This is a genomic window from Mesorhizobium sp. M1182 (genome assembly GCF_040318335.1).
Lineage (GTDB): Bacteria > Pseudomonadota > Alphaproteobacteria > Rhizobiales > Rhizobiaceae > Mesorhizobium.
In genome coordinates, this window is the sequence record NZ_JAMYMD010000004.1 from 121,578 (window position 1) to 145,807 (window position 24,230).

General features: G+C 64.4%; 34 protein-coding genes and 2 tRNA genes. 19 read left to right on the plus strand and 17 right to left on the minus strand.

Annotated elements, in window-relative coordinates; genetic code table 11:
- From NKH33_RS07655 to NKH33_RS07715, 13 genes are all read right to left on the minus strand, one after another.
- The gene (locus tag NKH33_RS07655; RefSeq protein ID WP_352918763.1) at nt 1-1,218 is read right to left on the minus strand and encodes a phosphoadenosine phosphosulfate reductase domain-containing protein; all 1,218 of its coding nucleotides are present in this window, start codon (nt 1,216-1,218) and stop codon (nt 1-3) included.
- A complete protein-coding gene (locus NKH33_RS07660; RefSeq protein WP_352918765.1) occupies nt 1,215-3,398 on the minus strand; it encodes a DNA cytosine methyltransferase in 2,184 nt (727 codons plus the stop codon). Before NKH33_RS07660 ends, NKH33_RS07655 begins: the two co-directional genes overlap by 4 nt.
- Entirely contained in the window at nt 3,398-3,643 is a 246-nt protein-coding gene (locus NKH33_RS07665; RefSeq protein ID WP_352918767.1) for a hypothetical protein, read from the minus strand. The genes NKH33_RS07660 and NKH33_RS07665 overlap by 1 nt, the downstream gene beginning before the upstream one ends.
- Nucleotides 3,631-3,921, minus strand: a complete 291-nt coding sequence (locus NKH33_RS07670) for a hypothetical protein (RefSeq protein WP_352918769.1) — start codon at nt 3,919-3,921, stop codon at nt 3,631-3,633. Before NKH33_RS07670 ends, NKH33_RS07665 begins: the two co-directional genes overlap by 13 nt.
- A complete protein-coding gene (locus NKH33_RS07675; RefSeq protein WP_352918771.1) occupies nt 3,911-4,213 on the minus strand; it encodes a hypothetical protein in 303 nt (100 codons plus the stop codon). The genes NKH33_RS07670 and NKH33_RS07675 overlap by 11 nt, the downstream gene beginning before the upstream one ends.
- Nucleotides 4,206-4,466, minus strand: a complete 261-nt coding sequence (locus NKH33_RS07680; RefSeq protein ID WP_352918773.1) for a hypothetical protein — start codon at nt 4,464-4,466, stop codon at nt 4,206-4,208. Before NKH33_RS07680 ends, NKH33_RS07675 begins: the two co-directional genes overlap by 8 nt.
- Complete coding sequence (locus NKH33_RS07685) at nt 4,463-7,174, minus strand: DNA methyltransferase (protein WP_352918774.1); 2,712 nt, start codon at nt 7,172-7,174, stop codon at nt 4,463-4,465. Before NKH33_RS07685 ends, NKH33_RS07680 begins: the two co-directional genes overlap by 4 nt.
- Nucleotides 7,171-7,761, minus strand: a complete 591-nt coding sequence (locus NKH33_RS07690) for a DUF1643 domain-containing protein (protein WP_352918775.1) — start codon at nt 7,759-7,761, stop codon at nt 7,171-7,173. The genes NKH33_RS07685 and NKH33_RS07690 overlap by 4 nt, the downstream gene beginning before the upstream one ends.
- The gene (locus NKH33_RS07695) at nt 7,758-8,258 is read right to left on the minus strand and encodes a GcrA family cell cycle regulator (protein ID WP_352918776.1); all 501 of its coding nucleotides are present in this window, start codon (nt 8,256-8,258) and stop codon (nt 7,758-7,760) included. Before NKH33_RS07695 ends, NKH33_RS07690 begins: the two co-directional genes overlap by 4 nt.
- The gene (locus NKH33_RS07700; RefSeq protein WP_352918778.1) at nt 8,255-8,689 is read right to left on the minus strand and encodes a hypothetical protein; all 435 of its coding nucleotides are present in this window, start codon (nt 8,687-8,689) and stop codon (nt 8,255-8,257) included. The genes NKH33_RS07695 and NKH33_RS07700 overlap by 4 nt, the downstream gene beginning before the upstream one ends.
- Complete coding sequence (locus NKH33_RS07705) at nt 8,686-9,177, minus strand: hypothetical protein (protein ID WP_352918780.1); 492 nt, start codon at nt 9,175-9,177, stop codon at nt 8,686-8,688. Before NKH33_RS07705 ends, NKH33_RS07700 begins: the two co-directional genes overlap by 4 nt.
- 134 nt (nt 9,178-9,311) lie before the next feature.
- Entirely contained in the window at nt 9,312-9,509 is a 198-nt protein-coding gene (locus NKH33_RS07710) for a hypothetical protein (protein WP_352704973.1), read from the minus strand.
- Nucleotides 9,506-9,790 carry a helix-turn-helix domain-containing protein gene (locus tag NKH33_RS07715; protein WP_352704975.1) on the minus strand — a complete coding sequence of 95 codons (285 nt, stop codon included), beginning with the start codon at nt 9,788-9,790 and terminating at the stop codon, nt 9,506-9,508. The genes NKH33_RS07710 and NKH33_RS07715 overlap by 4 nt, the downstream gene beginning before the upstream one ends.
- Nucleotides 9,791-9,863: 73 nt before the next feature.
- Between NKH33_RS07715 and NKH33_RS07720 the strand changes: the two genes are divergently transcribed.
- The 18 genes from NKH33_RS07720 (at nt 9,864) to NKH33_RS07805 (ending at nt 21,161) form a co-directional block, all read left to right on the plus strand.
- Complete coding sequence (locus NKH33_RS07720) at nt 9,864-10,250, plus strand: helix-turn-helix domain-containing protein (protein ID WP_352918782.1); 387 nt, start codon at nt 9,864-9,866, stop codon at nt 10,248-10,250.
- Between the two features lie 419 nt (nt 10,251-10,669).
- Nucleotides 10,670-10,939, plus strand: a complete 270-nt coding sequence (locus tag NKH33_RS07725; protein WP_352704979.1) for a hypothetical protein — start codon at nt 10,670-10,672, stop codon at nt 10,937-10,939.
- A 116-nt stretch (nt 10,940-11,055) separates the two neighbouring features.
- The gene (locus NKH33_RS07730) at nt 11,056-11,550 is read left to right on the plus strand and encodes a hypothetical protein (RefSeq protein WP_352918783.1); all 495 of its coding nucleotides are present in this window, start codon (nt 11,056-11,058) and stop codon (nt 11,548-11,550) included.
- Nucleotides 11,550-12,068 carry a hypothetical protein gene (locus NKH33_RS07735; RefSeq protein ID WP_352918785.1) on the plus strand — a complete coding sequence of 173 codons (519 nt, stop codon included), beginning with the start codon at nt 11,550-11,552 and terminating at the stop codon, nt 12,066-12,068. The genes NKH33_RS07730 and NKH33_RS07735 overlap by 1 nt, the downstream gene beginning before the upstream one ends.
- Nucleotides 12,065-12,811 carry a hypothetical protein gene (locus NKH33_RS07740; RefSeq protein WP_352918786.1) on the plus strand — a complete coding sequence of 249 codons (747 nt, stop codon included), beginning with the start codon at nt 12,065-12,067 and terminating at the stop codon, nt 12,809-12,811. The genes NKH33_RS07735 and NKH33_RS07740 overlap by 4 nt, the downstream gene beginning before the upstream one ends.
- Complete coding sequence (locus NKH33_RS07745) at nt 12,808-13,011, plus strand: hypothetical protein (RefSeq protein ID WP_352859743.1); 204 nt, start codon at nt 12,808-12,810, stop codon at nt 13,009-13,011. The genes NKH33_RS07740 and NKH33_RS07745 overlap by 4 nt, the downstream gene beginning before the upstream one ends.
- Nucleotides 13,011-13,262 (plus strand): hypothetical protein, encoded by a 252-nt coding sequence (locus NKH33_RS07750; protein WP_352918788.1) that lies wholly within the window; start codon nt 13,011-13,013, stop codon nt 13,260-13,262. Before NKH33_RS07745 ends, NKH33_RS07750 begins: the two co-directional genes overlap by 1 nt.
- Nucleotide 13,263: 1 nt before the next feature.
- Nucleotides 13,264-13,548, plus strand: a complete 285-nt coding sequence (locus NKH33_RS07755) for a hypothetical protein (RefSeq protein WP_352918790.1) — start codon at nt 13,264-13,266, stop codon at nt 13,546-13,548.
- Entirely contained in the window at nt 13,548-14,027 is a 480-nt protein-coding gene (gene ssb / locus NKH33_RS07760; RefSeq protein ID WP_352918792.1) for a single-stranded DNA-binding protein, read from the plus strand. The genes NKH33_RS07755 and ssb overlap by 1 nt, the downstream gene beginning before the upstream one ends.
- Before the next feature lie 107 nt (nt 14,028-14,134).
- A complete protein-coding gene (locus NKH33_RS07765; protein ID WP_352704999.1) occupies nt 14,135-14,479 on the plus strand; it encodes a YfdP family phage-associated protein in 345 nt (114 codons plus the stop codon).
- Between the two features lie 34 nt (nt 14,480-14,513).
- Nucleotides 14,514-15,476 (plus strand): DUF2303 family protein, encoded by a 963-nt coding sequence (locus tag NKH33_RS07770; RefSeq protein WP_352918793.1) that lies wholly within the window; start codon nt 14,514-14,516, stop codon nt 15,474-15,476.
- A complete protein-coding gene (dnaN, locus tag NKH33_RS07775; RefSeq protein ID WP_502906726.1) occupies nt 15,473-16,603 on the plus strand; it encodes a DNA polymerase III subunit beta in 1,131 nt (376 codons plus the stop codon). The genes NKH33_RS07770 and dnaN overlap by 4 nt, the downstream gene beginning before the upstream one ends.
- Nucleotides 16,603-17,922: a hypothetical protein gene (locus NKH33_RS07780; RefSeq protein ID WP_352918795.1), complete on the plus strand. Its 1,320-nt coding sequence runs from the start codon at nt 16,603-16,605 to the stop codon at nt 17,920-17,922. The genes dnaN and NKH33_RS07780 overlap by 1 nt, the downstream gene beginning before the upstream one ends.
- Nucleotides 17,915-18,991 carry a DUF5131 family protein gene (locus NKH33_RS07785; protein WP_352918796.1) on the plus strand — a complete coding sequence of 359 codons (1,077 nt, stop codon included), beginning with the start codon at nt 17,915-17,917 and terminating at the stop codon, nt 18,989-18,991. The genes NKH33_RS07780 and NKH33_RS07785 overlap by 8 nt, the downstream gene beginning before the upstream one ends.
- The gene (locus NKH33_RS07790; protein WP_352918798.1) at nt 18,988-19,260 is read left to right on the plus strand and encodes a hypothetical protein; all 273 of its coding nucleotides are present in this window, start codon (nt 18,988-18,990) and stop codon (nt 19,258-19,260) included. The genes NKH33_RS07785 and NKH33_RS07790 overlap by 4 nt, the downstream gene beginning before the upstream one ends.
- Nucleotides 19,257-19,718, plus strand: coding sequence for an ASCH domain-containing protein (locus NKH33_RS07795; protein WP_352918799.1), 462 nt, complete (start codon nt 19,257-19,259; stop codon nt 19,716-19,718). Before NKH33_RS07790 ends, NKH33_RS07795 begins: the two co-directional genes overlap by 4 nt.
- The gene (locus tag NKH33_RS07800; protein WP_352918801.1) at nt 19,715-19,930 is read left to right on the plus strand and encodes a hypothetical protein; all 216 of its coding nucleotides are present in this window, start codon (nt 19,715-19,717) and stop codon (nt 19,928-19,930) included. The genes NKH33_RS07795 and NKH33_RS07800 overlap by 4 nt, the downstream gene beginning before the upstream one ends.
- Nucleotides 19,931-20,099: 169 nt before the next feature.
- Complete coding sequence (locus tag NKH33_RS07805) at nt 20,100-21,161, plus strand: site-specific integrase (RefSeq protein WP_352918803.1); 1,062 nt, start codon at nt 20,100-20,102, stop codon at nt 21,159-21,161.
- A gap of 99 nt (nt 21,162-21,260) precedes the next feature.
- Here NKH33_RS07805 and NKH33_RS07810 read toward each other — a convergent pair.
- A tRNA-Val gene (locus NKH33_RS07810) sits at nt 21,261-21,336 on the minus strand.
- Between the two features lie 217 nt (nt 21,337-21,553).
- Here NKH33_RS07810 and NKH33_RS07815 point away from each other — a divergent pair.
- Nucleotides 21,554-21,630, plus strand: a tRNA-Asp gene (locus NKH33_RS07815).
- Nucleotides 21,631-21,723: 93 nt separating this feature from the next.
- Here the strand turns inward: NKH33_RS07815 and rbsK are convergent.
- Genes rbsK through NKH33_RS07830 form a run of 3 tightly spaced genes read right to left on the minus strand, consistent with a single transcriptional unit; the run spans nt 21,724 to nt 24,212 of the window.
- Nucleotides 21,724-22,665, minus strand: coding sequence for a ribokinase (rbsK, locus tag NKH33_RS07820; RefSeq protein ID WP_352501556.1), 942 nt, complete (start codon nt 22,663-22,665; stop codon nt 21,724-21,726).
- 4 nt (nt 22,666-22,669) lie between these two features.
- Nucleotides 22,670-23,122 (minus strand): RbsD/FucU family protein, encoded by a 453-nt coding sequence (locus NKH33_RS07825; protein ID WP_352471958.1) that lies wholly within the window; start codon nt 23,120-23,122, stop codon nt 22,670-22,672.
- 31 nt (nt 23,123-23,153) lie between these two features.
- The gene (locus NKH33_RS07830; protein WP_352449436.1) at nt 23,154-24,212 is read right to left on the minus strand and encodes an ABC transporter ATP-binding protein; all 1,059 of its coding nucleotides are present in this window, start codon (nt 24,210-24,212) and stop codon (nt 23,154-23,156) included.
- Nucleotides 24,213-24,230: the final 18 nt, after the last annotated feature.

Genomic DNA, 24,230 nt, shown 5'->3' on the forward strand with positions numbered 1-24,230 from the left:
TCAGAACAGAAGCGGCTGAACAGAGCCGTCCCTGAAAACCGTGCCCATTGGCGTGTCTGCCGTCGGCTCGTCGCCTTCCCATCCTTGCGGCCAAGTCTCAGCGGCGATCAGTTCCCGAATTCTGGCTTCTTCCTCCGCATTCAGCAGATCGATTTCCGGCCGACCGATCTGGCGAGCGCTCTCATTCACCTGGTTTTGAATGCCGAGCACACGATCGAGGCCCATCAGCCGAGCTTTGAACGTCAAAGGGCCCATACGTTGCGGATTTGACGCCGCGGACCCGTCTTTGCGAAACTCAAGACCCGTCTTCTTCAGTCGGTTTTTCGGAAGCCGCAGTTCGCGATAGAGCGGTTTGAGGCCCTTGAGTGGGGCGAGGTATGTCCAGGCTGGCGTTGCCACGATCGTATCCAGCGCCAGGTCCTTGCTGGCCAATGGACAGCCCGCACAGCCAGTTCTGGCGTTTATCTCGTTGGCTTCGTCGCCACCATAGGCATCGGCAATGGCAGCTGTCGCCCAGCCGCCATATTCCCGCATCGGCGCATAGATGCGCAACCAGTCCCAGACATTGCAGACGCGCCAGTGAAGCAACGGCGCAAGCGTCGCCAGCCTGCCCCTGATGCCCTTCGCGTTGGGCAGAACCTGCTGGTACCAGCCCTGCCCGCATTCGGCGCCGTCTTTGCCACAGGACATCGCGATCCGCTGGTCTCGGATTGCGCTTTCACCTTGCCTTACGCCGGTGATCATCAGGATGTTGCCGGCAAGCTCGTCGAGGCGCGCCTCCAGCGCTTCGGACATCGGGTCGATCTTGATCTGGCGCGTGCACCATCTCAACGTGTTGTTGTTTGGTGGCGGCACACCACGACCGAGGATGTAGACAAGAAAGCGCTTATCGAGCGGGGCACAAACGACTTCGCAGCGAATGCCACGCTCGGCCAGCTGCTCCATAATGCGCGCGGCCGCGATCGCCAGCGGCGGCAGTTCCTGGCGCGTGTCGGCATAGAATACGGTAAGCGTCTTTGGTGCCGCAATCCGGCCAACATCGATCAGGTGCACGATCAGCGTCAGGGTCGCGCTACTGTCCTTGCCCCCAGACCAGGCGATACCCCAATGTGGATGATCGGCTCCGTAAGCCTGAAGCGACTGAAGCGTGAGTTCGATCGCCTCGTCATAGACCAGGCGCTTTGATCCTCCGAAGAGGGTCGGCTGAAAGGCTTTCACTCCGCCGCCTCCCGGTACCGCACCAGATGCCCGCAATTGGCCGCGACCAGCGCCGCCGCCATCGGCGGCGAGACGCTGTTGCCGCAGCAGGCGATCTGGTCGCTCTTGGGCAACGGCTTGCCCTTGTGTTCAAGGTCGATGATGTAGTCTGGCGGGAAGCCTTGCGCCGAGAACAGCTCGCGCGGCGTCAACATCCGCATGCCGATGTCGATGATCGTGAACGTCTCGCCGTCGATATCGAGTGTCACGAACTCGCGCTCGTCCCAAAAACCGTGCGCGCGCATGAAGTCGGCAACCTGGCGCGCGCGTGCGGCTTGCTCTTCCGTGAACGGCGGCCAGCCGATCTCGCCTTCGACAAAGCCGAATCGATCCTTCGTGGTTACGGAATGGCAAGGATCATCGACGCGGGCCCCATCGCCGGTGCCGTAGTATTTCTGCATGAACGGCGCGACGACGCCGATGCCCGCACCGCCGGCCGTGATCGTATGCGTCGGCTCGTGGGCACCGTTGAACGGCTTACCAGAATTGCGCATCGTCATCAGGTGCGGCGCGACGAGCATCGACTTGTTGACCTTCGCCGTCGCGGTATGCGTCGGCTCTCCCATGTCGTGCCCGACAGAAGTGCCGAACTGGCGCGACATGAATGCTGCAATCACGCCCTGCTGCGGATTGGCGGTGATCGTCGAGACAGGTTCATCGGCCGGTCTGCCCGGATTGACGCCGCCGGTGCGCCGGCCATCGTTATTGTGCTGGGCGAGGAAGGCTGCTGTGACGCAGACATCGGCCTTGGCCGTCTGTGTCGCCGTCGGCTCGTCGCCGCCCCGTGGCCGGCTCTGCCCGGCCCGCCCGCCGCATCCGATCAGCGTCGGCACCGCCAGCGCATGCTTGACCCCGCCGGCGACGACGGTGCCGATAGGCGCGCCGATGTCGAGCACGCGCGGCGCCTGCCCTTCGCGCTCGCCGTAACCCATCTGGATCAGCGTCGGCGCGATGACGGCGTTCTGGTCTTTCTTGCTCGCAGTGATCGTATGCGCCGGATCCTCGACGCTGCGGTTCGCGCCGCCCTGCTGCGCATAGGACAGAACCGGCGCGACGACACCCAGTGGCGCGGCGCCGCCCGGCCGCTTCTTGAAGCTGTTGGCAGTGACCGTGGCCAGCGGCTCGCGCACATCGTGGCCGGTCGCGCCGGTGTTGAAGCGAATGACCGACGGCGAGACCACCGCGTGCGAGATGCCGCCGGCGGTGACGACGCCAAACGGATCATCGATCGGATATTCTCTGCGCCCGCCGCTATGGCCATGCGCAACGCTGACCAGGAACGGCTTCTTCGCCTTCAGCACATAGCGATCAACGCCCCGCGCGACCCTGCTCATGGTCGCATCGGCAAGCGGCCGCACGGCGCGCAGGCCGAGCTTTTCCATGATCTCGGCGCCAGTGTCGAAGATAGACGGGCATGGCAGCGACCAGTCGATGATTTCCGCCGCCGTCCGCCAAGGCTGCTTGCGCCCGGCGATGACATCGGGATCGTCCGGCTTGCCATGCGTCGGCTTCGGCCAGACGATCGGCATGCCGTCAAAGCGAACGATGACGAACAGGCGCTTGCGGATGGTCGGCGCGCCGAAATCGCAGGCACGCAGCTCGCGGTGTTCGATCCTGCCGCCAAGCCGGCGAAGCGCCTTGCACCATTTCTGGAAGGTCAGCCCGCGCCCGTCCGGGTCTGGCATCAGGCCTCGTTCGGTGTCGAGCAGCGGCCCCCAATCCTGAAACTCTTCAACGTTTTCGAGGATCACGACATCGATGCTGCCGCCGCTGTCCTGGATGCGCTCGACCCAGCCCGGAATGATCCAGGCGAGGTCGCGAATGTTGCGCTCGACCGGCTTGCCGCCCTTGGCCTTGGAAAAGTGCTTGCAGTCGGGCGAGAACCAGCCGAGCCCGATATGCTTGCCGGCGACATGGTCGAGCGGATCGACCTTATAGACGTTCTCGGAAAGGTGCAGCGTCTCGGGATGGTTCGCCGCATGCAGCGCAAGTGCTGCCGGATTGTGGTTGATAGCGAGGTCCGGCGAGCGGCCAAGCGCCATCTCGATGCCGGTCGATGCACCGCCGCCGCCGGCAAAGCTGTCGAGGATCAGCGGCGGATAGTCCAACTGGGCAAGCGGTGCGGCAAAGTCGAGCAGCATCACATCCCCTCCGCGACGACATTGACATCGCCGCCGCGCGTGAACGGACGCGCCTCGTCGAGGATCTGGTTGATTGTCCCCGACGACAGGCCGAGGCGAGCCTTCACCTGGCTCGCGGTCAGGCCCATTTCGAACAGCAGCCTGATACCTTCGGCCTGCATGGCGAGCGGCAGCTTCATCAGCCTGGCCGGATCGATGCTGCCCGGCTTGCCAAAGCCGGGTGCGGGTCTATTCATAGCGGCCATGCTTCGGGCTCCCAGCAAGGTTTGTGATAGGATTGGATGGAGACCAGGCCGGCGACGCCGAACATGAAATCGGCGCGGCCGCGGATCAGCCGCCCGCCCTTGCCGTCGTCGACCGTGTCGAGCCGCGAGCCATTGACGACGCCATGCTGGCGCAGCTCACGGTCGATATCGGCCGTGGTCGCGAGCGGGCATTCGAAGATGACGACGAACGCGCGGGACTTCGGACCGAAGCCGTTGACCAGCTGGACCCAGTAGACGTAGCGAGGCTCACCCGACATCAGCTTGCCCCTCTGTTTCAGTGCTCTTCCCGTGAAACATTTGTTGTGTTTCACGCTCCGGCTCGGGTGCCTGCGGCGGGTCGTAGAAGGCGCGGAACGACAGTTTCAGCCAGTCGCAGACAGCGATCGCCTTCGGCGCCGACACGCTCTGCCCGTTGCAGATGCGCGACAGGTCGGAGGCGCAGACGCCGATCTCGGCGGCGCATGCCCGCCAGCCGCGCCCGTCATCTTCCAGCCGGGCGCGCAGCAGTCGGCCCAGCCCGCGATAGTCGTAGGTGGCGAGCCTAGCCATGCCTGAATTCCTTCTTCAGGAAGAGCGCCGGCTCCTCGCCGATCCAGTCGCAAAGCGCGAAGAACTCATAGCTGCCGGGGTTGCGCCCGCGTGCCGCGCGCAGCACGGCGTCAAGCTCGACCTCGGCTTCTTTCGCGACGCGTCGCTGCGTCTTGCGGCGGTGGACGCGGCGCGCCTCGAGGAACATGGCGAACACGTCGAAATCGACATGGCTGGGATCGAAGGCGTCCGTGCAGATCGGGGCGAGGTTCATTCCGCCGCCTCGTCTATTTCCGCCCCGGCCTGCTCGGCCGCCAGCAGGTCGAACAGGCCTGGGCCCTGCCCGCCGCCGGCGGCGATCTCGGCATAGGTGACGCCGTCGGCGAAATAATCCGGGTTGAGTTCGACCGCGACCGCCTTGCGGCCCATGCGCAGCGCGCAATACGGCACGGTCATGATGCCGCCGAACGGGTCGAACACCGTCTCGCCAGGCATCGAATGCTGCTCGATCGCCCTCTCGACGATGTCGAACTGCAGCGGGCACAGATGCATTTCGCGGCCCTTGCGCTGCTGCAGCATGTTCAGCGTGCGCATGCGCGCCACGTCGGTCCAGATCTCGGGATGGTCGCTATGCGGCGGCGCGATCATGAAGGTCGGCGGCAGCCTGCCTTCGGCGTCGAGCACCTCGGCGAATTCGACGTGCAGTGCGTGATCGTAGACGTTCTCTTCCGCCCATTTCTTCCAGCCGCGATAGATCAGCTTAGCGTCGAGTTTCACCAGGCGGCGCAGCTCGTCGGGCAGCAGCGGCCGGTCGCCGCTCGACCGGCGCACGCCATGCGCGTCGATCTGCCAACGGCCGCGCGAATAGCCGGTACCGGGCACGCTGCGCAGCGCGCGTTCGAACGTCTGGGTGCGCACGCCCTCGCCCAGCGGCAGCGACTTGTCCGGCTGCTCGGTGTGATCGGTGAACGACAGCGGCTTCTGCTTGGCAACCGGATGGTCGGCGTAACCGTTCGACCGATCGGTCGGCGGCTTGCGGAAGGTCAGCGTGTATTCCGGCATGCCGTTGCCCTGCCGGGTGCCATCCTTGCATTGCTCGCTCCAGCCGAGGCGATAGGTGCCGTTGTTCTCGCGCACGACGTCGGTGCCGATGGTGACGCGCGACATGAAGGCGAAGCCGTGCCGGCGGAAATGCGAGCAGCAATCGTCGGAGAACGGATTGACCGTCTGGAAGCCGAAGCCGTTGACGCCGCCAGGCACGATCCTGTCCTTGACGTGGATGACGGCGAGCCGGCCGGGCTTCAGCACGCGCAGCAGCTGCGGCGTCAAAAAGTCCATCTGCGCCCAGAAATGCGCGTCGTCGTCGGTGTGGCCGAAATCGTTGAAGGACGGGGTGTATTCGTACTGCGTCGAGAACGGGATCGAGGTGACGATCAGGTCGACGCTGTTTTCAGCCATCGACCGGGTTTCCTCGACCGTGTCGTTGTGCACGACCAGGTAGTTTTCGCCGCGCACTTCGCGCCTGATAACACCCATCGAGCGCTTCAGCGCGCCCTCGATCGCCTGCTCGGCCAGGCCGAAACGGCGGATGATCCCCGCCATCTTTTCCGACTGCGCCTCGAACTGGCGCCAGCGCCGTTCCAGCGTGCGGCGCATCTCGCGCTCGGCCTCGGTGTAGATCAGGTCGAGGCGCACGGTATGCGTCTGTCCGAATCTCTGGATGCGGAACACCGACTGGATGAAGTCGTGGAACTTGAAGCCGATGCCGGTGTAGATCGCCAACCAGCAATAGTCCTGGAAATTGCAGCCGGAGCCGTTGATGACCGGCTTGGTCGCCAACTCTTCGAATTCGCCCTTGGCAAAGCCGACGACGCGCTTTTCCTTGGTGTCGTCGTCGAGCGTGCCCCAGACCGATTTGACGGTCGGGATCGCCTTCTCCAGCGCGTGCCGCTCGGCCTCCAGATCGTGCCAGAGAATGCGATGCGCGCCAGGATCCTCGGCGCGGATTTCCATGACCTTGGCGATGCGAGCGTCAAGGCTGCGCTTCTTCTCGCGCGCGGCCTCGGTCACGCCATGCGCGGAATTGGCGAACAACCTGCCCTGCCCGTCGCGCTCTTCGCCGGCAGCGCTATGGTCGGACGGAATCTCGTGCCAACGGATATCGAGCGGCGGCAGGTCGTAGCCTTGGTCGGAATAGCCGAGATCTGACGGCTTCTGGACGAACAGCGCCCAGCTCGCGACCCACAGCCAGAACTCTTCCTCCTTGTGCGGATGCAGCGTGAGCGCGTCGGCCTTCTCGCTGTCTCGCTTGAAGAAGCGGGTCTTTGCCTCGCCGACATCCATGACGCCGAGAAAGGCGGCATAAGCGAGCAGCTCGATATATTCGTTCGGGTCGGGCACGGCGGTGGCGACGAAGCGATAGCGCACGCCGGCATGCTTGCGCCCGGTCTTGCGATCGTCGCCGGCAAAGGTCGCCATGAACTCGCGAAACGTCTTGGTGCCGCCGAAGCCGCGCAGCACGGCAGCCTCGTCGAGCGAGGCAGCGGTGAACAGGCAGGGGTCGAGCTTGCCGTCGCGGATCGTCTCGTAATTGGTCAGGTGGATCAGCACGCTCTCGGCGCCGATCTCGTTCGGTGCTTCCATCTGCCCGGGCCGGTTGATGAACTTCAGCCTTATGTTCGGATGACGCTTCTCGACCTCGAGGAAGAATTCATGGCGCACGCCAAGCGGCACGACGATCAGCCCGTGACCTCCGGCATGCACTAGGCATTGCCGGATCACCTCGAGCTGCGTCGATGTTTTGTGCAGGCCGAAGCGCAGGAACAGCGCGCGCCGGCCGCCGCGGCAGGCCCATGGCACGATCGCCTGCGTCATCGGCTTCAGCAGCGGGTTGATTGTCGCCGGCTCGACGTCGAAGCCAAGCGCCGGCGCCAGCCGCACCTTGGCCTTGAGGAATTCGGAATAGTCGGGATGCGCGGTCATGGCCGGAACCTCGCCAACTGCGCGTCTTTCGGCAGGTAGAGCGGATGCTTCGGATGGCCGTCCTTGGTCAACCCAAGGGAATAGCGCGGCAGGTCTCCCATCCAGCCTAAGGCCGTCTCGTCCTGGCCAAGGAATGTGCCGTGCTGGCCCCATGCGCAGATGACCGTGCCGACCGGATAGTTGCTGACCAGGACGTGGTCGAACGCGGCTCGGTTGCCTTCGCCGACGGCATCATCGTCATGGTTGAGCGCCAGTAGCGCGCGCGGATCGGTGGCCCGGTAGGCGAAGAGGTTGAGAACATCGAGGCGATCGTAACCCCAGGCCTTGGCGAACCCGACGCATCGTCTGATGGTCGGATCGTCCTCATTCCCATCGGCTCTCGACGGATTGAGCATGACGAAAACGCAAGTCTTCGGCTCGCCAAGCTGCGCGCCGGCGCCATCGACCACCGGCTTGCCGCGTTCATCGGTCCACATGTCCCACTGGGCGGGAGCGGGGTGGAGCCGCCATTCCCGCCACAGCCGGTAGCGATAGGTGCCGCAGGACGATAGTTGAGCGCCCTTCTCGATGTAATTGAGGCCTTTCATGCCGGCACCCTGGGCTGGCGCTCGCTGAGCAGGTGCCGGCGGCAGTAGCGCGTCTCCAGCACGTCAGCGCGTTCGGCGCCGCAGACCGGCATGTCGGGGCCGTCAGGCGCAAACCAGTCGCAGGCATAATGCAGGCAGCGATTCGCCATCACCGCAGTGAGGAAGGTCATCGGCAGCGTCGCCGGGAGGTTCGCGACCGGCTTGGCTTCGAACAGCCGTGCTATCGGCGCTTCGATCGATGGTGCTGTGACTGCGCGCCGGACGGGCCGATACTTCCGCTTTACCGGCTTCTCGGATTTGGGCGTGGCCCGGCCGATCGCCTGGTTCTTCGGCTGGCCAAGCAACGCGCCATGGCTGCCTTTGCCGCGCTTCAGCTTGCCGATAACGGCATTGCGGCTGCGATCACCCGGCAGGCGAGCGGCAATCTGTGCGGCGGACAGGCCTTGGCCGGCCAGATCGCGCAGCGCCTGCAGGTCGTCGGCGGACCAGTCGCTCATACCGGATAGCCCTTCAGGGGCAACACCAGCCATTCGACCCAGAACTGGCCAACATCGGTCGGGCCGACGATGCCGCTGTCATCAAGCGACGGATCGTGGATGATGCGATCGTCGCGGGCGATCACCACGTGATTGGTGCCGTTGCGGCTTTGGCCGGAGAAGAGGTAGGGCAGCCCGTCGCTCAGCGTCGCGGCGACGGCAAGCGCGCCGTCGACATCGCCGCCATTCAGCGCGATGCGGATCGTGTGGACCCCTCTATCCCGCAGGAAGGCGTCCATCGAGCCGCACTGCTCTTCATTGCTCAGCACCTCGTGCCGATGCGGCACATCGTCATGATCGAGGTCGAGCAGGCAGGCGACGACGGTGCGGTAGCAGTCGCCATAGACACCATTGGCCGGATCGTGCCGGAACAGCTGCTTGACGAACCTCATGCCGCACCGCTGACCAGGCTGAGGCCGCCGGCGCCGCGGGCTGCGGCCGCCGCCTTGCGCAGTTCGGCAAGTGCGACTTCCAGTTTCGCCGCACCCCGGTCGATGCCGGCAAGCTCGGCCGGCGTCAGCCTGCCGTCGGCGAAAGCCATGGCGGCCGACGCGATCAGCTCGCCGAAGTGCACGACGACATCGGCATGCGCCGCCATCATCGTGGCGTTGGCGGCACCCGGCGCATCGGCGTCGGCAAGGCGCCGGCCGTTGAGTTCGGCCATGACGCTGGTGACCAGCGGCGTGCCGCACTCGGCTTCGAGCAAAAGCACCGCCGAGAGCGGCATCAGCTCGGGATCGCCGGCATTGTTGAAGCGGCCCATCTGGCTTTTGGACAGCGAGGCGATGGAAGCGGCGCGCTCGATCGTGCCGCAGCGCTCGATCAGGTCGCGCTGGGCTGCCTTGATGCGGTAAAACCACTGACTGGAAATTTCGGCCATGTCGGCCCTCTTTCTCGTTCAAACAAAATGCGGGCACAGTTTTCCCGGCGCGGGAAATGCGGTCTGCATTTCCCATGGCGGGAGGAGGTGGAAAGCGGTTCAACTCGCGGGCATGAAAACCCGCATTCACAGCCTCACGGCGGTTCCCTCGGCAAACGCAGCGTCCGCCGAGCCTCGTCACGCAACAGGCGCGCCAGAAGGTCGGCAGGATGCTCGCGGGCAAAGGCGGCTAGCAGCTTCAACAGCCGCAGCGTCTTTGGCGGCAACCGGCGCACCGGCTCAGCCGGTGGCGGCAACAAGGTCAACGAAGGCGAGCAGCGGAGCGCGGTCATTCGGCCGCCTCGCTAGAAAGAGGGTGGCCGGTCCCGGCTTGGGGGAATTTTTCGGGACCGGCCGCGACGCCGCCGGGGCGAGCAGCATCGGAAAGCGAAGCCTGGAGTTGGCGCAACAGGATCAGCGCCGGCCCCTTGGTCGGCGGCCTGGTCTCCCAGGTGGAGACGGTCGAGCGGTCGACGCCGCAATGGTCGGCGAGCTGCTGCTGCGTCCAGCCGAGCTCGCCTCGCAGGGCGACCACGTCGACAACCGTCTCTAGTTCGAACGAATGATCCATCATGACCGATAGTGTGAGAAAGTCACATCGATCTGTCAAGTAGAAACTCACACCAGAAATGTGAAAAAGTCACGCCATGACGGATATAACCCGAGTAGACGAGCAGGCGGCGCGGCTGCGCCAGGCGCGCGAGATGCGCGGCTTCGACAATGCGAAGGCCGCCGCGAAGCGTTTCGGCTTTAACTACAACACCTACATCCAGCACGAAAGCGGCCGGACCGGCATCACCCGCGCGGTCAAGGACTATGCCCGCGCCTACAGGGTCAGGGAAGCCTGGCTCATCACCGGCGAAGGCTCACCGCAGGATATAGACGGCAGCGACGAGCTGCGCGAGATTTTCATGCGCTTGGCGGCGGCGCCACGGGAGGTCCAGGCCGCCGTGCTGACCTATGCCAGATTCGCGCTGGGCGAGCCGAGCGGCACCGAGAAATCCCGCGAAACCGCGACCACGCCAACATCGTGATCGATAAGCACGCGCCAGTGCCCACCATGGATTTCCTTCATCGCCTCGGCGATTGATCGCGTGTCCCTGGCAATGCGCTCGGAGATCGTCGCTGCTCTTGATTGAGGCGATGTCGCGATCGCTCGCAATTTGTCCATTGCCTGATCGCCCGCAGCTTCGCGCGATTCGTACTGGATCACTTGTCTCTTCTCCCAAACCGAACGGCAGTGAAGTTAGGAACAATTTCCTCTAGGCTGTCAAATCAGTTTTTTCACGCCGTCCAGTGTCCCATTTCGGTACGCATACAACCATTGCTGAATGATCACCAGATTGTTTCAACCTGTAACGATGCCCTGTGAATAGCGGGGAAAGTAGTACCAGTTTTCTGCAAAATCTGGAACCATTTCGAACACTTGACCTTTCGGCGATAAGTCGGGGTCATGTCCCGACCGTCACGCCCCAGCTTCCATGTCCGCCTGCCGCCCGAACTCAAAGCACGGCTCGAGGCGGTTCGCGGCGGCAAGAGCCTCAACCGGGAGGTGGTCGACAGGCTGGAGCGATCGTTCGGAGAGGATCTGGCCTCGCAGTTCGGAGAGGTCATCGCCGCCTACCTTGCGCCGCTCGACGATGAGGAGCGCGCCAAGGTCGTCGATCTGGCGAGCGAACTGGCGGCAGTGCTAATGGCCAAGCCGCGCAAACGGGCCCCATAAAAACCCGCATGATTCTCACTCCCGCATTTTGAAGTGTGAGTTTATCACATTTGCGCTTGACACTGTGATGTGAGTAATTCACACTTTGCGCCATCGTCAAACCGATGGAGCGTTCAGTGTCATCGCAATCCAAGATCCTCGTCGGTCACAAAACCGCGACAGCCCTTTTGGGCGCCGTCAATGACGAGGATGGTCTTTGCCGCAAGGGAAGGACGCCCGATGATAACCGCGTGGTCGCCCTTGCTGGCAACGCACGCCATCAGGCGAAGGACCATTTGCGGGTCGGTCTCGTGCACACCGGCCCGAATGAGCGCCAGCCCTTCCCTCCACGATTCGTAGTCCAGCCAAACGTAGACCCGTTCCATGCCAGACCGGCCGAGAACGGAAGGATCGTCTGCTCGCCCCTGTCCGGCCCAAGCCGCCACCAGCGTCGCCGCCAGTATCAACCGTCGCATCCTGTCCCCCCGCGCAATCTCGGCGTCATCGAAGGTGAGCGCCTGCAGCGCGCACGAGGCTATCACGAGGATTACTCGCTGGCCAAGAACCTCGCCTCGCTAGCGGCGGTCACTGCGATCCTGTTCTGCGCCTCAACCTTCTTTGGAGCACTCTGATGCTGAACCAAGCTGACTTCCGCTCACCGCAAACGCGGCCGATCTTCCCCGAGGATGCCGACGACGCGCATCCGCGCTGCCGCGAAATGGCCGAGGCGATGCGCGAGCTGTTTTCGGTCGGCGGCGGCGTCCGGTCCAAAGATCTGATCGGCGCCGGCTTCACCTGGGCCGAGATCGCCGAATTTGGGGACGCGGCAGCAAAACTGGCTAACACCGCCAGCGTGCGGCAGGTCAACGCCAGGCCGGACCTTATGGCCGACATCATCGAGAAGGCGCGCGCGCCGCTGCCGAACCGGCCGCCGCTGCCGCGCGACACCAAGGAGACGCAGGCGCTACTCGTCGCCTGGGGCCGCTATTGCACGGCACGCGCTGCCCTTGTCCTCGATCCATGGTCCGGCCAGCGCGAGCGCTGCCTCAAAGTTCTCTCCGCCTATCTGGACCGGCTGCCGATCTTCCCGGCCAGCCGCGAGATGGTGATCAAGGCGGTCGAACAGGCGCTGCCGCAGGTGGCTCAATGAACCAGGAGGTGCGGCACATCTCCCCAACGGTCGACAAGGAGGCGCGGCGGGTCGACCAGCAATCGGCCCGTCGCGCCGGTACGGCAGCGCGCAAGCCGAAATGCCCGATCGTCATGTTTGACGGGCAGATCGCCGATCTTGCCGACATGCAGGCAGGCCAGATCGACTTCGCCCACATTGGGGCCGCCTTGTCGAAGACGGCGCGCTTCACCGGCCGCCATCGCGGCGGCGCTATTTCAGTAGCGCAGCACTGCGTCATGGGGGCCGATGCCTTGTTCCGCGAAAGCGGCGACGGCGTCTTGGCCGGCTACTTCCTGCTGCACGACGCCCATGAATATCTGCTCGGCGACATCGGCCGGCCGGCTGTTCTGGATATCGACCTCAAGACAGCGGAATATCTGATCGAGAAAGGCGTTCCCGCCGCGATCGCCCACGGCGCTGTGGCCGAAGGCACGAAGCGCTCGAAGCGCGCTCTGGACGTGCCGATCATCGAGGCAGCGCGGCTACCGCCCATCTCGCGCATGCCGCTATACGCCCGCCAGGTCGCCGAGATGGACGAGCGCATGTGCTTGGCCGAAGCGCGCGCGCTCTACGGCGCCAAAGGCGATTTCCCGCTCGTTCGCTGCGATCTGCCTCCGCCGAGGCTGACCGGCGCGATCGAGCCATGGGGCGCGATGAAGGCCGAGATCGCCTTCCTCGACCGGCTTGATCGCTATCTCGGCATTGTGGTGAGGGCGGCATGACCAGCGGCCGCTCCGACCTGATCGACTTGACGCTGGCGCTGCACGCCACAACCGGCAAGGCCGTGCGCGTCTCCGAAACTGGGGACGACGCCAAGGCCGTCTGGGTGCCGGTTTCCGAAATCGAGATGGTCAAGAAGCCGGGCGGCCTCGTCGTCGTCACCATGCCGGAATGGCTGGCGCTGTCGAAGGGCTTCATCTGATGAGCGAGGCCGCGATCCGCCATTGGCACGACACCGTCGAGCGCTTGCGCGCCAATGAGCCGCTGCGCCTGCTGATCGGGGAAAAACTCTATAATTCGAGCGAGATCATGCTCGCTGCTTCGTTCGCGGTCAGCCTGCGCAACGACCTGATCGCCGACATCGAGGCGCAGATCTCCGGCCTGACGCCGAACGACCCGAACGCTCCTGCCGGCCATGCGCTGGTCACCCTCCCCGAAGAAAGGACAGCCTGACATGGCCTTCTCACTTGGCAAGTCGACGATGCTTGCGGCCGCGATGTTCGCCTCGGCGGCGGCGGCGGCACTTCACCCGATGCCAGCGTTCATGCCGCAATTCCCGGCGCCGGTCGGCCAGCCCGTCAGCCGGAAGAAGCGCAAGCCTGCGAAGAAGCGGACGCCGGTCAGATGGGGCGCGGGTAGTGCCAAGACTTTCATGTCGCGCCGCAGCCGGCCAGCCGGCTGCTCGTCGACACTCAAGAAGACGGCGAAGCTGCTTCGTCTTCAGGCGGGAGGTCGCTAATGGCCGGCAGCGTCAACAAGGTCATCCTCATCGGCCACCTCGGCGCCGACCCGGAAATCCGCCGCCTGAACAGCGGCGACAGCGTGGTCAATTTCCGCATGGCCACGTCGGAAAGCTGGCGCGACAAGACTTCCGGCGAGCGCAAGGAAAAGACCGAGTGGCATACGATCGTCGTCTTCAATGAGAACCTCTGCAAGGTCGCCAAGCAGTATCTGAGGAAGGGCATGAAGGTCTATGTCGAGGGCCAGCTGGCGACCCGCAAATGGGAGGACCAGGCGGGCGCGGCGCGCTACTCGACCGAGGTCGTGCTGCAAAAGTTCCGCGGCGAAATCCAGATGCTCGACAAATCAGACCATCCCGCCCGCAGCCCCGACGATTACGGCACGCAGCGCGGCGGCTCAAGCCGCCAGGAGCGCGGGCCGGACCAGCAGCAATCGCCCGGCATGCGCGAAGCGCTCGACGACGAAATCCCCTTCTAGCCCGCACTGCGGGCCGGCGAGCGTTCGCCGCCCCGTCCGGAGGCCAGCCTGCCGGCACCTTCGGTTCGGTCACACTCGACGGCAGGCACACGGCCCGTGAGGACACCATGAAGAAAATCCGCGATGCGCAGACCATCATTGGCATGCTGGAAGGCGGCGAAGTCGCCGCCGCCATGTCGACCGAGATCACCGAGACGCTGGCCAAGCTTAAGGAGCTCTCCGGCGACCGGCCGAAGACCAAGATCAAGGGCAACGTCACCCTCAAGCTCAATCTCGAGGTCGAAGCCGGCACGGCGACGATCTCGTGCGAGATCGATTCGAAGCGGCCGAAGCCGGCGCGCGGCTCGTCCTTCTACTGGGTGCTGGATGACGGCTCGCTGTCGACCGAGCATCCGCAGCAGACCGACATGTTCGGCGGCCCGCGCGCGGCATCCGAACGCCAGCAGTCTTGACCCCCAAACCCTCAAACCTGAAGGAAACTTCCCAATGGCCGACAAGACCTCCAACGTTGCAGGCGAAGCGCTGCTTTCGCCCTCGCCCTTCACCGTCGACCTCAACGTCGCGGCATGGCTCGGCGCCAAGGCGGAAGGCGTCGAGATCGCAACCCTTGCCAACAGCGCCAAGGTTCCAGGCCTGCCCGGTGCTGTCCCGGTCCTACTCAAGCGCGGCACGGCACCCGGCGTCGAAGCTCTTGACCGCCTGTTCGAACCTTACCGCCAGTTCCCCGCCCGCAAGGCCGGCCAGGCGGTGGCGCAGACCTTCGAAGCCTTCTGCAACCTGACGCTGCGCCATCTGACCGATCACAGCGCCATCTTCGCCAATATGGACTGGAAGAAGCCGACGCTGACAGCCGTCATCGACTATCACGAGCTTGCCGAAGGCCATGCCAATTTCGGCAAGCACCGCGTGCACTATGCCTTCCCGCTGTCGGAAGAATGGCAGAAATGGGTTGCGGGCGACGGCGTGAAGATGGACCAGGGCGACTTCGCCTGGTTCCTCGAGGATCGCGTCGCCGAATTGTCGTCGCCTACCGAGGAGGAGAAGCTCCAATACGAGCGCGACTTCGCCACCACGATCGCGACGCCGGCGCAACTGGTCGAGCTGTCGCGCGGCCTGCAGGTCAACGTCGAGAGCAAGGTCAAGGCCTCGACCACCCTGCAGAGTGGCGAAGGCCAGATCGCTTGGGAAGAGACGCATAGCGGCGCCGACGGCAAGGCGCTGAAGGTGCCGGGCATCTTCATGCTCAACATCGCGCCGTTCTTCATGGGCGACAAGGTGCGCATTCCGGTGCGGCTGCGCTACCGGCCGGCGGGCGGCAAGGTCACCTGGTTCTATCAGATCTACAGGCCCGACCAGTTCATCACCGAGCACGTCCGCGACGTGCTCGCCGCAGCGCGCGACCAGACGGGCCTGCCGACCTATGAAGGCACGCCGGAGATGTCGGCGTGAAGACGCCCAACACCATCATCATGGCGCGGGAGGCTTTGCTTCCCGCGCTCGGGCTCGTCAACAAGGCGGTCGAGCGGCGCACCACGATCCCGGTGCTGGCCAACGTCATGCTCACCGTCGACGCCGCGGCGGGCACGATGACTCTCACCGGCAGCGACCTGGATTGCGAGCTGCGCGCCACACTCGCCTGCCAGGCCGGCAAGGACGAGGCTTTCACGCTGCCGGCGTCGATCCTGCATGACGCCGTTCGCAAGATGCCGGAGGGCGCCGAGATCGCGCTGCTGGCCGAGAAGGATTTCGCCACGCTGAGCGCCGGCCGGTCGCGCTTCAAGATCCAAGTGCTGCCGTCGACCGATTTCCCGACGATGAGCGAAGGCACCTTCAGCCACAGTTTCGATCTGGATGCCGGCCTGTTCGAGCGGATGCTCGACACCGTATCCTTCGCCATTTCGAGCGAGGAGACGCGCTATTACCTCAACGGCATCTACTGGCATGGCGGCGAAACGCTCAACGCAGTCGCCACCGATGGCCACAGGCTGGCCAAGTTCACCGCGCCCCTGCCCGAGGGCGCCGCCGGCATGCCTCCCATCATCATCCCGCGCCGGACGGTCGGACTGATCCGCCAGATGCTCGGCGAGAAGGGCGCAGTCAAGGTCAGCATGTCGGACACCAAGATCCGCGTCGAGACCGGCCAAGGCACGCTGCTGTCGAAGCTGATCGACGGCAGCTTCCCCGACTATGTCAGGGTCATCCCGACCGGCAATTCGAATCATTTCACCGTCGAACGCGAAGCACTGGCCAGCGCCGTCGACCGGGTCGGCACCGTGTCGAGCGGGCGCGGCAGCGCGGTGAAGTTTTCCTTCGAGGCCGGCGGCAACCTGACGCTGACCACCAACAACCCCGACGCCGGCAGCGCCAATGACGAAGTCACGATCGAGCATGGCGAGGGCGACAGCGTCGAGATCGGCTTCAACGGCCGCTACTGCCTCGACCTGCTCAACGCCGCGAAAGGCAAGCGCCTGGTGTTCAGCCTGGGTGAAGCAGGCTCGCCGACGCTGATCCAGCCGGAAACCCCCGACGAGACCGGCCTCAAGCCGCTCTTCGTCCTGATGCCAATGAGGGTTTGATGATGGACGCCACGCTCTCCAGAAAGAATCTCCATCTCAAACTCGCCTACACGAATTGGCGCGGCGAGACATCAATCCGGACGATAACCCCGGACAAGGTCTACTATGGAACCACCGAATGGCATCCCGAACCGCAATGGCTGTTAACCGTCTATGACCACGACAAACTTGCTGTTCGCGATTTTGCGCTGAAGGGCTTTGGCCTCTCTCCGGATCGGGAACGCGAGCTCCTCGACGCCAACAATCGCTACCAGCAGGAGGCGCGCGACGCCCGCGCCGCGCTGAAGGGCGACTTTCAGGATCGGGTCCGGCCGTTCATGGTCGATTGCTTCGGCGAAGCGGTTGCTGCGGACGGGATCGAGCGCAACCACCGCTTCCTCGAGGAATCGCTCGAACTGGTCCAGTCGCTCGGCTGCACCGCCAGCGAGGCGCACCAGCTCGTCGACTATGTCTTCGGACGTCCGATAGGCGATCCGCACCAGGAGGCTGGCGGCGTCATGGTCACGTTCGCGGCCTTGTGCAATGCGCACGGGATCAGCGGCGCTGTAGCCGCCGAGAACGAACTGACCCGTTGCTGGGGCAAGATCGACAAAATCCGCACCAAGCACGCGGCGAAGCCGAAACACGGGCCATTGCCGGAGCATCAAACTCTTGCACCGCCTACGCCCGTAGCTCCCACTGGAGAAGTGCTTAAAGCGCTCAAAGCCAAGGCCGAGACGCAGAGAGCTTACTTCAATGAAAAACAGCACCAATTTCCGTCGGTAGAAGATTTTACTGACGCCGATGGCAACCTGACATTGCCAGACGACATTTCCCCGCTTTTGCAGCATGCAGAAGCAAACGGTCGATATAATGAGGCAGATTGGTGGCTTTACACGATCAGCGCCGCCCTCGCTGGCGCCGCCCCAATAACAACCCGTGAAGTTGCTTGGCTGATCGAACGCAAATTTCCCGACGAACCCCGCTGGTACGCCGAAACGCCGAAAGGCTGGCATTGGTGGAGCGTGACTGCTTCAGATGCAAAGCGCTTCGCATCGAAGACTGAAGCCGAGGCTTATCCATCCTACCAGATGATCGCCAGCGACCCCGCAATTAGCGTGACGGAACATGTGTTTCTCATCTCCGACGCGCCCGCCCCAACGTCGGCGGTCGATGGGGAAGTGGTGGAGGCGCTGACCCCGAAGATGGCCGAAGCAGGCCGAGCCAAGCTTGTCGAACTTGGTTACGAGGAGGTCGATTTTACCGACGCGCAAAAGGTCTATCTCGCGATGCGCGACGCCGCCCTTGTCACCAACATCGCGGGAGCGGAAAATGGCTGACCATTCCTCGATCGAGTGGACCGACGCGACCTGGAACCCGATCACCGGCTGCGCGGTGAAGTCGCCCGGCTGCAAACGCTGCTATGCGATGAAGCTGGCAGGCACGCGGCTGAAGCATCATTCCAGCCGCGCCGGCCTGACCATCGACACGAAGAACGGTCCGGTTTGGTCGGGGGAAGTCCGCTTCAACGAACATTGGCTCGACCAGCCTATGAGATGGTCCACGCCACGCATGATCTTCGTCTGCGCCCATGGCGACCTGTTCTATGAAAAGGTGCCGCTCGGCTGGACGATGCGTGTCTGGGACGTGATGGCGCAATCGTGGCGCCACACGCTCCAGGTGCTGACGAAGCGGCCCGACATCATGCTGGAATTCTGCCGGCGGTGGGCCGATGTCAACTGGGAGCAAGATCTCGACTTCAAAGGCGCGCGCGGCCCGGCAGAGGTTCGCGCCGCCCACACCAGCGGGCGCGGTCAGCTCTTCGCCGACATGCTCGAGGCGATGGGCACGCCGCCTCCGGGCTGCGCTTACCCCCTATTCGATTGGGCCGGCGGCATGTCGCGCTGGCCGGACGTGTTTCCGCACATCTGGCTCGGCTGCTCGATCGAAGACCAGAAGCACGCGGACGAGCGGCGCGAGCCGATGCGACAGCTCGCCGAAATGGGTTGGCTGACATGGGTGTCCTATGAACCTGCGCTGGGCCCGATCGACTGGACGGGCTGGGAATTTCTCCGCTGGATCGTCTCCGGCGGCGAGAGCGGTGTCGATGCGCGACCAAACCATCCGGCTTGGCATCGCGCGACCCGGGATTTCGCGGCCTCCAATCGTATTCCTTATCTGTTCAAGCAGTGGGGGGCGTTTGCACCGGCAGGGAATTTTCCGGAGCTCGACCCGATCGACGCCGTAACGGTGCTGCCCGACGGCAGGGTGCGCGAATGGCAGCCCGACTTCCCTCACGCCAGGCTCACGGATCCTCGGATGGTGCCGATGTTCAATCTCGGCAAGAAGCGCGCCGGCCGGCTGCTCGACGGCGTCGAACACTCCCAATTTCCAGAGGTGGCAGCATGACCCCGGCACAGAAGGACCTCGCGCGACACGCGCTCGGTCTGCCGAACAGGCAACGGCGCTCGTACCGAAACCACTTCGTCACAGGCTCAGGCGGCAACGATCATCGCGAATGGATGGCGCTGGTTGAGGCCGGTCACGCATGGCGGCGCGCCGGCTCGGAACTAACCGGTGGTAGCGACCTGTTTCGCCTCACCCGCGCCGGCGCCGAACTCGTGCTGGAAAAGAGGGAAAGCCTCGATCCCGAGGCCTTCCCAGCGGTGTCGCCATGAAAGCCCTGACCATCTGGCAGCCATGGGCGACGCTGATCATCGCCGGCGTCAAACCCTACGAGTTTCGCGGCTGGCCGGCGCCGAAGGCGCTGCGCGGCACAAGGATCGCCATCCATGCCGGCGCCCGGCCGGTGAGAAAATCCGAGCTGGCGGATCTGATCCTGCGCCTGCGCTCTGCCGAATCGTGGTCGACGGCGTTGAAGCCGGAAGCGCTGGCCATGCTCGAGCGCTGGCATTCCAATCCGTTCGCCCTGCCCCTCGCCTCGATCCTCGGCACGGCCGTGCTCGGCGAGCCGAAGCGCGCCCATGACATCGTCGCCGAGTTCGGCGCGAAGCTGAACGACAGCGATCGCGATGGGCATAGCAACTGGGCGTGGCCGCTGACCGACATCGTGCCGCTGGAGCCGATCCAGCCCGCGAAGGGTGCGCAAGGCTTCTGGGACTGGAGGCCGGCTTGACCGCCCTTTCCTACCTCTACCGCTGGGATCGCCAAGGCCGCAAAGGCCAGCCCTGCCGCGTGACCGCGCGCAGCCGAGCCGGTACCGCCTCATTCGCCTTGCCGGGCTTCGGCCGGCCAAAGCCGGCGCGCTTCAACTCGATCCGCGTCGAGTTCGCCGACGGCACTGCGATGATCACCAGCGGCAACGCCATCCGGAAGGCGAGGCCGTGAGCGACGACGACACGCCGATTCGGCTGCAGGAAGCCTGCGACCGCTTCTTCGGCGGCAGGCTGACGCCAAAGGCCTTGCGCGCCGAGGCGCGGAAGGGAAATTTGACAATCGAGCGGTTTGCCAACAAGGATTTCGTCACGCCTTCAGCCATCAAGGAAATGCGCCTCAAATGCCGCGTCGGAAAAGTCCTCCCCGCATCGTCCCCCGCCTCGACCGGGACGGCGTCAAGCGGCTCGTCATCCGCGACGGGTCCGTTTACAAGCGAACGGGATGCCTTGTTGGCGAAACTGAGATCGCGGCGGAAAAGCTCGCGGAATATATCGGGCAAAAAAAGCAAAAACCCGTCGCCGTCGAACGTGGTCCTGATCACATCGCGTGCGCCGCAGCGCTAGACTACTACGTCACCGCCAAGCAAACCCGCGATGAGGATACCGGCCCGCTGGAGGGTCGGGTCGCCTTCCTAACCATCTTCTGGGGCGACAAGCCGCTGTCGGCGATCGACGGCGAAACCTGCCGCGAATACGCCGAAAGCCGCATCCACCAGGCGGCCGCGCGCCGCGAGCTCGAGGACCTTCGTGCCGCCGTCTACATGTTTTGCAAGGAGAAGCGGCTGAACTTCAGGCCGTATTTCGACCTGCCCGACAAGCCCGTCGCCCGCGAGCGCTGGCTGACCCGCCAGGAAGCGGCCGAGCTGCTGCGCGGTGCGCTCCGCCTGCGGCGAGCCAGGCCGAAGACCTACCAGTGCCTGCCGCGTTTCATTCTGATCGGCCTCTACACCGGCACCAGGCATGCCGCGATTCTCGATCTCAACTGGAACCGCGGCCCCTCCGGCGGCTGGCCGGACCTGGACGCCGGCGTGCTGTATCGCCGCGGCGAGCGCGTGCGCGAGACCACGAAGCGGCGACCGCCGATGCGATTGCCGCGACGACTCATTGCCCATCTGAAGCGCTGGCGCCGGATCGACGGCGGCAAGGGTCCGGTCATCCACGCCAAGGGCGGCGTGCCGATCGGCCTGATGCGCAAGTCGTTCGACGCCGCGCGCGTCGAGGCCAAGCTCGGCGAGGAAGTCACCCCGCACATCATGCGCCACACCCGCGCGACCTGGCTGATGCAGCGACGCGTCCCGATCTGGGATGCCGCCGGCTCGCTCGGTATGACCGTCAAGCAGATGGAATCGACCTATGGTCACCATCATCCGGACTTCCAGCAGGCCGCCGCAGATGCCTATTGATGCGCCCCAAAAACGTTGTTTCTGGGCGCATAGCTGGGCGCATCAGCTACCGGCCGGTTGGCCGGCTCGATACACCATATTGAATTCATTAAGAAAAAGTGGTGGGCGATGACGGGCTCGAACCGCCGACATCTTCGGTGTAAACGAAGCGCTCTACCAACTGAGCTAATCGCCCGCTCCGGGCCGGACCTTTAAGCAGTTAGGACCGGCTTCGCAAGGCCAAATGAGCGGCCAGTGGCTTGGCCGGGAGCCGGTTTCGGCAACAAAGTTCGGCTTGTCAAAAAACCTTCTGCTGTTTGCTGTTATGCTGTCCGGGTCCGCTTGACACCCGGTGGCTTACCCCTTATCCACCGCCCCAACGACGAACACGGCTGACACGTGCTCGTCCATGCGCGGGTGTAGCTCAGTTGGTTAGAGTGCCGGCCTGTCACGCCGGAGGTCGCGGGTTCGAGCCCCGTCACTCGCGCCATTTCTCCTTTGGGGTCACGTCCCCTGGTGTCGGAGAAATGTCGACGTTGATTTGTCAAAAACCGTCGTCGTTCATGATGTAATCCATACGGTCTCACCTCTTGGCGAGCAGCGCCTCGACTTCCTGCAGCGTCGGCATGGACGGCGCGGTGCCTGGGCGCGTCACCGAGATGCCGGCGACGGCGCAGGCGAAGCGCACCGCTTCCAGAGGTTCGATCCCCCTCGACAGCGCGGCAGCCAGGCCGCCGTTGAAGGCGTCGCCCGCGCCTGTGGTCTCGACCACCGGGCCGGCGGCGACCGCTGCGACATGCTCGGAACGGTCGGCCGTGTGCAGCAGCGCACCGTTTTCGCCAAGCGTCACGATGACTGCCCCAACGCCCTTCTCAAGCAGGCTGTCGGCGGCACGGCGGGCGTCGTCGATCGAGGACACCTTGATGCCGGTCAGTTCCTCGGCCTCGGTTTCGTTCGGCGTGACATAGTCGCAAAGCGTGTAGATGCGGTCCGGAAGCCTGGCCGCGGGCGCCGGGTTGAGGATGGTGGTCACCCCTGCCCCGCGCGCGATCTCCAGCGCCCGCAGCGCCGCCTCGATCGGCTGTTCGAGCTGGGTGACGAAAACGCCGGCCGCGCGGATCAGGCCGGCATTTGCCTCGATATCGGCGGGCGAGATCAGCATCGCCGCACCCGGACTGACGATGATCGCGTTGTTGCCGCTCGTCTCCTCGATGAAGATATAGGCGGCACCGGTGTAGCTTTCCGGTGTGTCGATGACGGCGCTCTTCACGCCGGCGTGCGACCAGGTCTGTCTCGCCATATCGGCAAAGGGGTCGACGCCGAGGCGGGTAAGGAAGGTGACGTCGGCGCCGAGCCGGCCGGCCGCCACCGCCTGGTTCGAGCCCTTGCCGCCGGGGCCGAGCGTGAAGGACGTGCCCAGGATCGTCTCGCCCATGCGCGGCTGGCGGGCGGCGCGGTAGGCCGTATCGGCGACGAAGACGCCCAATATGACAACCGGCTTCATGACGATCGGATTCGCCGGCATCCCGCTACTCCGCATCCGGTGGCACGACGCCCTTGCGGAACGCAAAACAGCCATAGAAGCGGCGCTCGCCGGTCTGGATGACGCAATAGGCCTTCTTGGCGCGTTCGTAGAAGGCGTAGCGCTCGACCGAGATCATCGGCCAGGCCTTGCCCTCGGCGGCATCGATCTCTTTTTGCACTTCCTTCTGCACGGCGGGAATGTCGTCCGGCTTGCCGACGATCTCCATGCGCGCGGCGGCATCGTCGACGAAGGTGTCCAGCGGATAGAGCGACAGTACCGCCTTGACCACGTCGGCCGCCGACGCATCGATGCGCAGCAGCCGGCCAAGCACGGTCTGGCGCGCCACCGAATCGGACGGGAAATTGGTGTCGGCGATAATCAGATCGTCACCGTGGCCCATCGCCCGCAGCGCCTGCAGCACATCGGCATTGAGCAGCGGATTGATTCCTTTGAGCATGGTATTCCTCGCGAAGTTTGCTGGGGCGAAATCAGAGACGCTTGCCGGTCTCTGCGTCGAAGAGATGCACCTGGTCGAGCCGCGGTTTCAGGTGCAGTGTGTCGCCCGGCTTGAAGTCGTGGCGCTCACGGAACAGCGCCACCATCTCGCCCTCGCCGAAGCGCAGGAACACCAAAGTCTCGGAACCGGTCGGCTCGACCACCGAAATCTTCGCCGGAACACCATCGGGATGGATTTCGAGATGCTCGGGCCGCACGCCGTAGACGACATTACGGCCATCCTCGACGGCACTGGTCGCCGCAATCGGGAACGGCGTCCCGGCGATCTCGACGACAGGCTTGTCGCCCTTGCGCACGACGCCCTTGAGCAGGTTCATCGAGGGTGAGCCGATGAAGCCGGCGACAAACAGGTTGGCCGGCCGGTCGAATAATTCCAGCGGCGCGCCGACCTGTTCGATGCGACCGTCGCGCATCACCACGATCTTGTCGGCCATGGTCATCGCCTCGATCTGGTCGTGGGTGACGTAGATGGTGGTGGTCTTCAGCCGCTGGTGCAGTTCCTTGATCTCGGTGCGCATCTGGACACGCAGCTTGGCGTCGAGATTGGAGAGCGGCTCGTCGAAGAGGAACACCTGCGGGTTGCGCACGATGGCGCGGCCCATGGCGACGCGCTGGCGCTGGCCGCCAGAGAGCTGGCGCGGATAGCGCTTGAGGTAGGGATTGAGGTCGAGGATGTCGGCGGCGCGCTTGACCCGCTCAGTGACCACCGCCGGGTCGGTTTTGCGCAGCTTGAGAGCAAAGGCCATGTTCTGCTCGACCGTCTTGTGCGGATAGAGCGCGTAGTTCTGGAACACCATGGCGATGTCGCGCTTGGCCGGCGGCAGATGGTTGACGATGCGCTCGCCGATGGCGATGGTGCCGCCGGAGACCGTTTCCAGCCCGGCCACCATCCTCAGCAGCGTGGACTTGCCGCAGCCGGAAGGCCCGACCAGCACCACGAACTGCCCGTCGGCGATGTCGACGCTGACATCGTGCAGAACCTTGACGGTTCCGAACGCCTTGGCCACATTGCGGATCGCGACTTGAGCCATCATTCCCCCTTCAGTTGC

Bases quoted from the DNA above. Each gene is read 5' to 3' on its own strand.
- NKH33_RS07660 (WP_352918765.1), bottom strand. From the start codon at position 3,398: ATGCTGCTCGACTTTGCCGCACCGCTTGCCCAGTTGGACTATCCGCCG.
- NKH33_RS07665 (WP_352918767.1), bottom strand. From the start codon at position 3,643: ATGGCCGCTATGAATAGACCCGCACCCGGCTTTGGCAAGCCGGGCAGC.
- NKH33_RS07670 (WP_352918769.1), bottom strand. From the start codon at position 3,921: ATGTCGGGTGAGCCTCGCTACGTCTACTGGGTCCAGCTGGTCAACGGC.
- NKH33_RS07675 (WP_352918771.1), bottom strand. From the start codon at position 4,213: ATGGCTAGGCTCGCCACCTACGACTATCGCGGGCTGGGCCGACTGCTG.
- NKH33_RS07680 (WP_352918773.1), bottom strand. From the start codon at position 4,466: ATGAACCTCGCCCCGATCTGCACGGACGCCTTCGATCCCAGCCATGTC.
- NKH33_RS07685 (WP_352918774.1), bottom strand. From the start codon at position 7,174: ATGACCGCGCATCCCGACTATTCCGAATTCCTCAAGGCCAAGGTGCGG.
- NKH33_RS07690 (WP_352918775.1), bottom strand. From the start codon at position 7,761: ATGAAAGGCCTCAATTACATCGAGAAGGGCGCTCAACTATCGTCCTGC.
- NKH33_RS07695 (WP_352918776.1), bottom strand. From the start codon at position 8,258: ATGAGCGACTGGTCCGCCGACGACCTGCAGGCGCTGCGCGATCTGGCC.
- NKH33_RS07700 (WP_352918778.1), bottom strand. From the start codon at position 8,689: ATGAGGTTCGTCAAGCAGCTGTTCCGGCACGATCCGGCCAATGGTGTC.
- NKH33_RS07705 (WP_352918780.1), bottom strand. From the start codon at position 9,177: ATGGCCGAAATTTCCAGTCAGTGGTTTTACCGCATCAAGGCAGCCCAG.
- NKH33_RS07710 (WP_352704973.1), bottom strand. From the start codon at position 9,509: ATGACCGCGCTCCGCTGCTCGCCTTCGTTGACCTTGTTGCCGCCACCG.
- NKH33_RS07715 (WP_352704975.1), bottom strand. From the start codon at position 9,790: ATGATGGATCATTCGTTCGAACTAGAGACGGTTGTCGACGTGGTCGCC.
- NKH33_RS07720 (WP_352918782.1), top strand. From the start codon at position 9,864: ATGACGGATATAACCCGAGTAGACGAGCAGGCGGCGCGGCTGCGCCAG.
- NKH33_RS07725 (WP_352704979.1), top strand. From the start codon at position 10,670: ATGTCCCGACCGTCACGCCCCAGCTTCCATGTCCGCCTGCCGCCCGAA.
- NKH33_RS07735 (WP_352918785.1), top strand. From the start codon at position 11,550: ATGCTGAACCAAGCTGACTTCCGCTCACCGCAAACGCGGCCGATCTTC.
- NKH33_RS07740 (WP_352918786.1), top strand. From the start codon at position 12,065: ATGAACCAGGAGGTGCGGCACATCTCCCCAACGGTCGACAAGGAGGCG.
- NKH33_RS07745 (WP_352859743.1), top strand. From the start codon at position 12,808: ATGACCAGCGGCCGCTCCGACCTGATCGACTTGACGCTGGCGCTGCAC.
- NKH33_RS07750 (WP_352918788.1), top strand. From the start codon at position 13,011: ATGAGCGAGGCCGCGATCCGCCATTGGCACGACACCGTCGAGCGCTTG.
- NKH33_RS07755 (WP_352918790.1), top strand. From the start codon at position 13,264: ATGGCCTTCTCACTTGGCAAGTCGACGATGCTTGCGGCCGCGATGTTC.
- ssb (WP_352918792.1), top strand. From the start codon at position 13,548: ATGGCCGGCAGCGTCAACAAGGTCATCCTCATCGGCCACCTCGGCGCC.
- NKH33_RS07765 (WP_352704999.1), top strand. From the start codon at position 14,135: ATGAAGAAAATCCGCGATGCGCAGACCATCATTGGCATGCTGGAAGGC.
- NKH33_RS07770 (WP_352918793.1), top strand. From the start codon at position 14,514: ATGGCCGACAAGACCTCCAACGTTGCAGGCGAAGCGCTGCTTTCGCCC.
- NKH33_RS07780 (WP_352918795.1), top strand. From the start codon at position 16,603: ATGATGGACGCCACGCTCTCCAGAAAGAATCTCCATCTCAAACTCGCC.
- NKH33_RS07785 (WP_352918796.1), top strand. From the start codon at position 17,915: ATGGCTGACCATTCCTCGATCGAGTGGACCGACGCGACCTGGAACCCG.
- NKH33_RS07790 (WP_352918798.1), top strand. From the start codon at position 18,988: ATGACCCCGGCACAGAAGGACCTCGCGCGACACGCGCTCGGTCTGCCG.
- NKH33_RS07795 (WP_352918799.1), top strand. From the start codon at position 19,257: ATGAAAGCCCTGACCATCTGGCAGCCATGGGCGACGCTGATCATCGCC.
- NKH33_RS07805 (WP_352918803.1), top strand. From the start codon at position 20,100: ATGCCGCGTCGGAAAAGTCCTCCCCGCATCGTCCCCCGCCTCGACCGG.
- rbsK (WP_352501556.1), bottom strand. From the start codon at position 22,665: ATGCCGGCGAATCCGATCGTCATGAAGCCGGTTGTCATATTGGGCGTC.
- NKH33_RS07825 (WP_352471958.1), bottom strand. From the start codon at position 23,122: ATGCTCAAAGGAATCAATCCGCTGCTCAATGCCGATGTGCTGCAGGCG.
- NKH33_RS07830 (WP_352449436.1), bottom strand. From the start codon at position 24,212: ATGGCTCAAGTCGCGATCCGCAATGTGGCCAAGGCGTTCGGAACCGTC.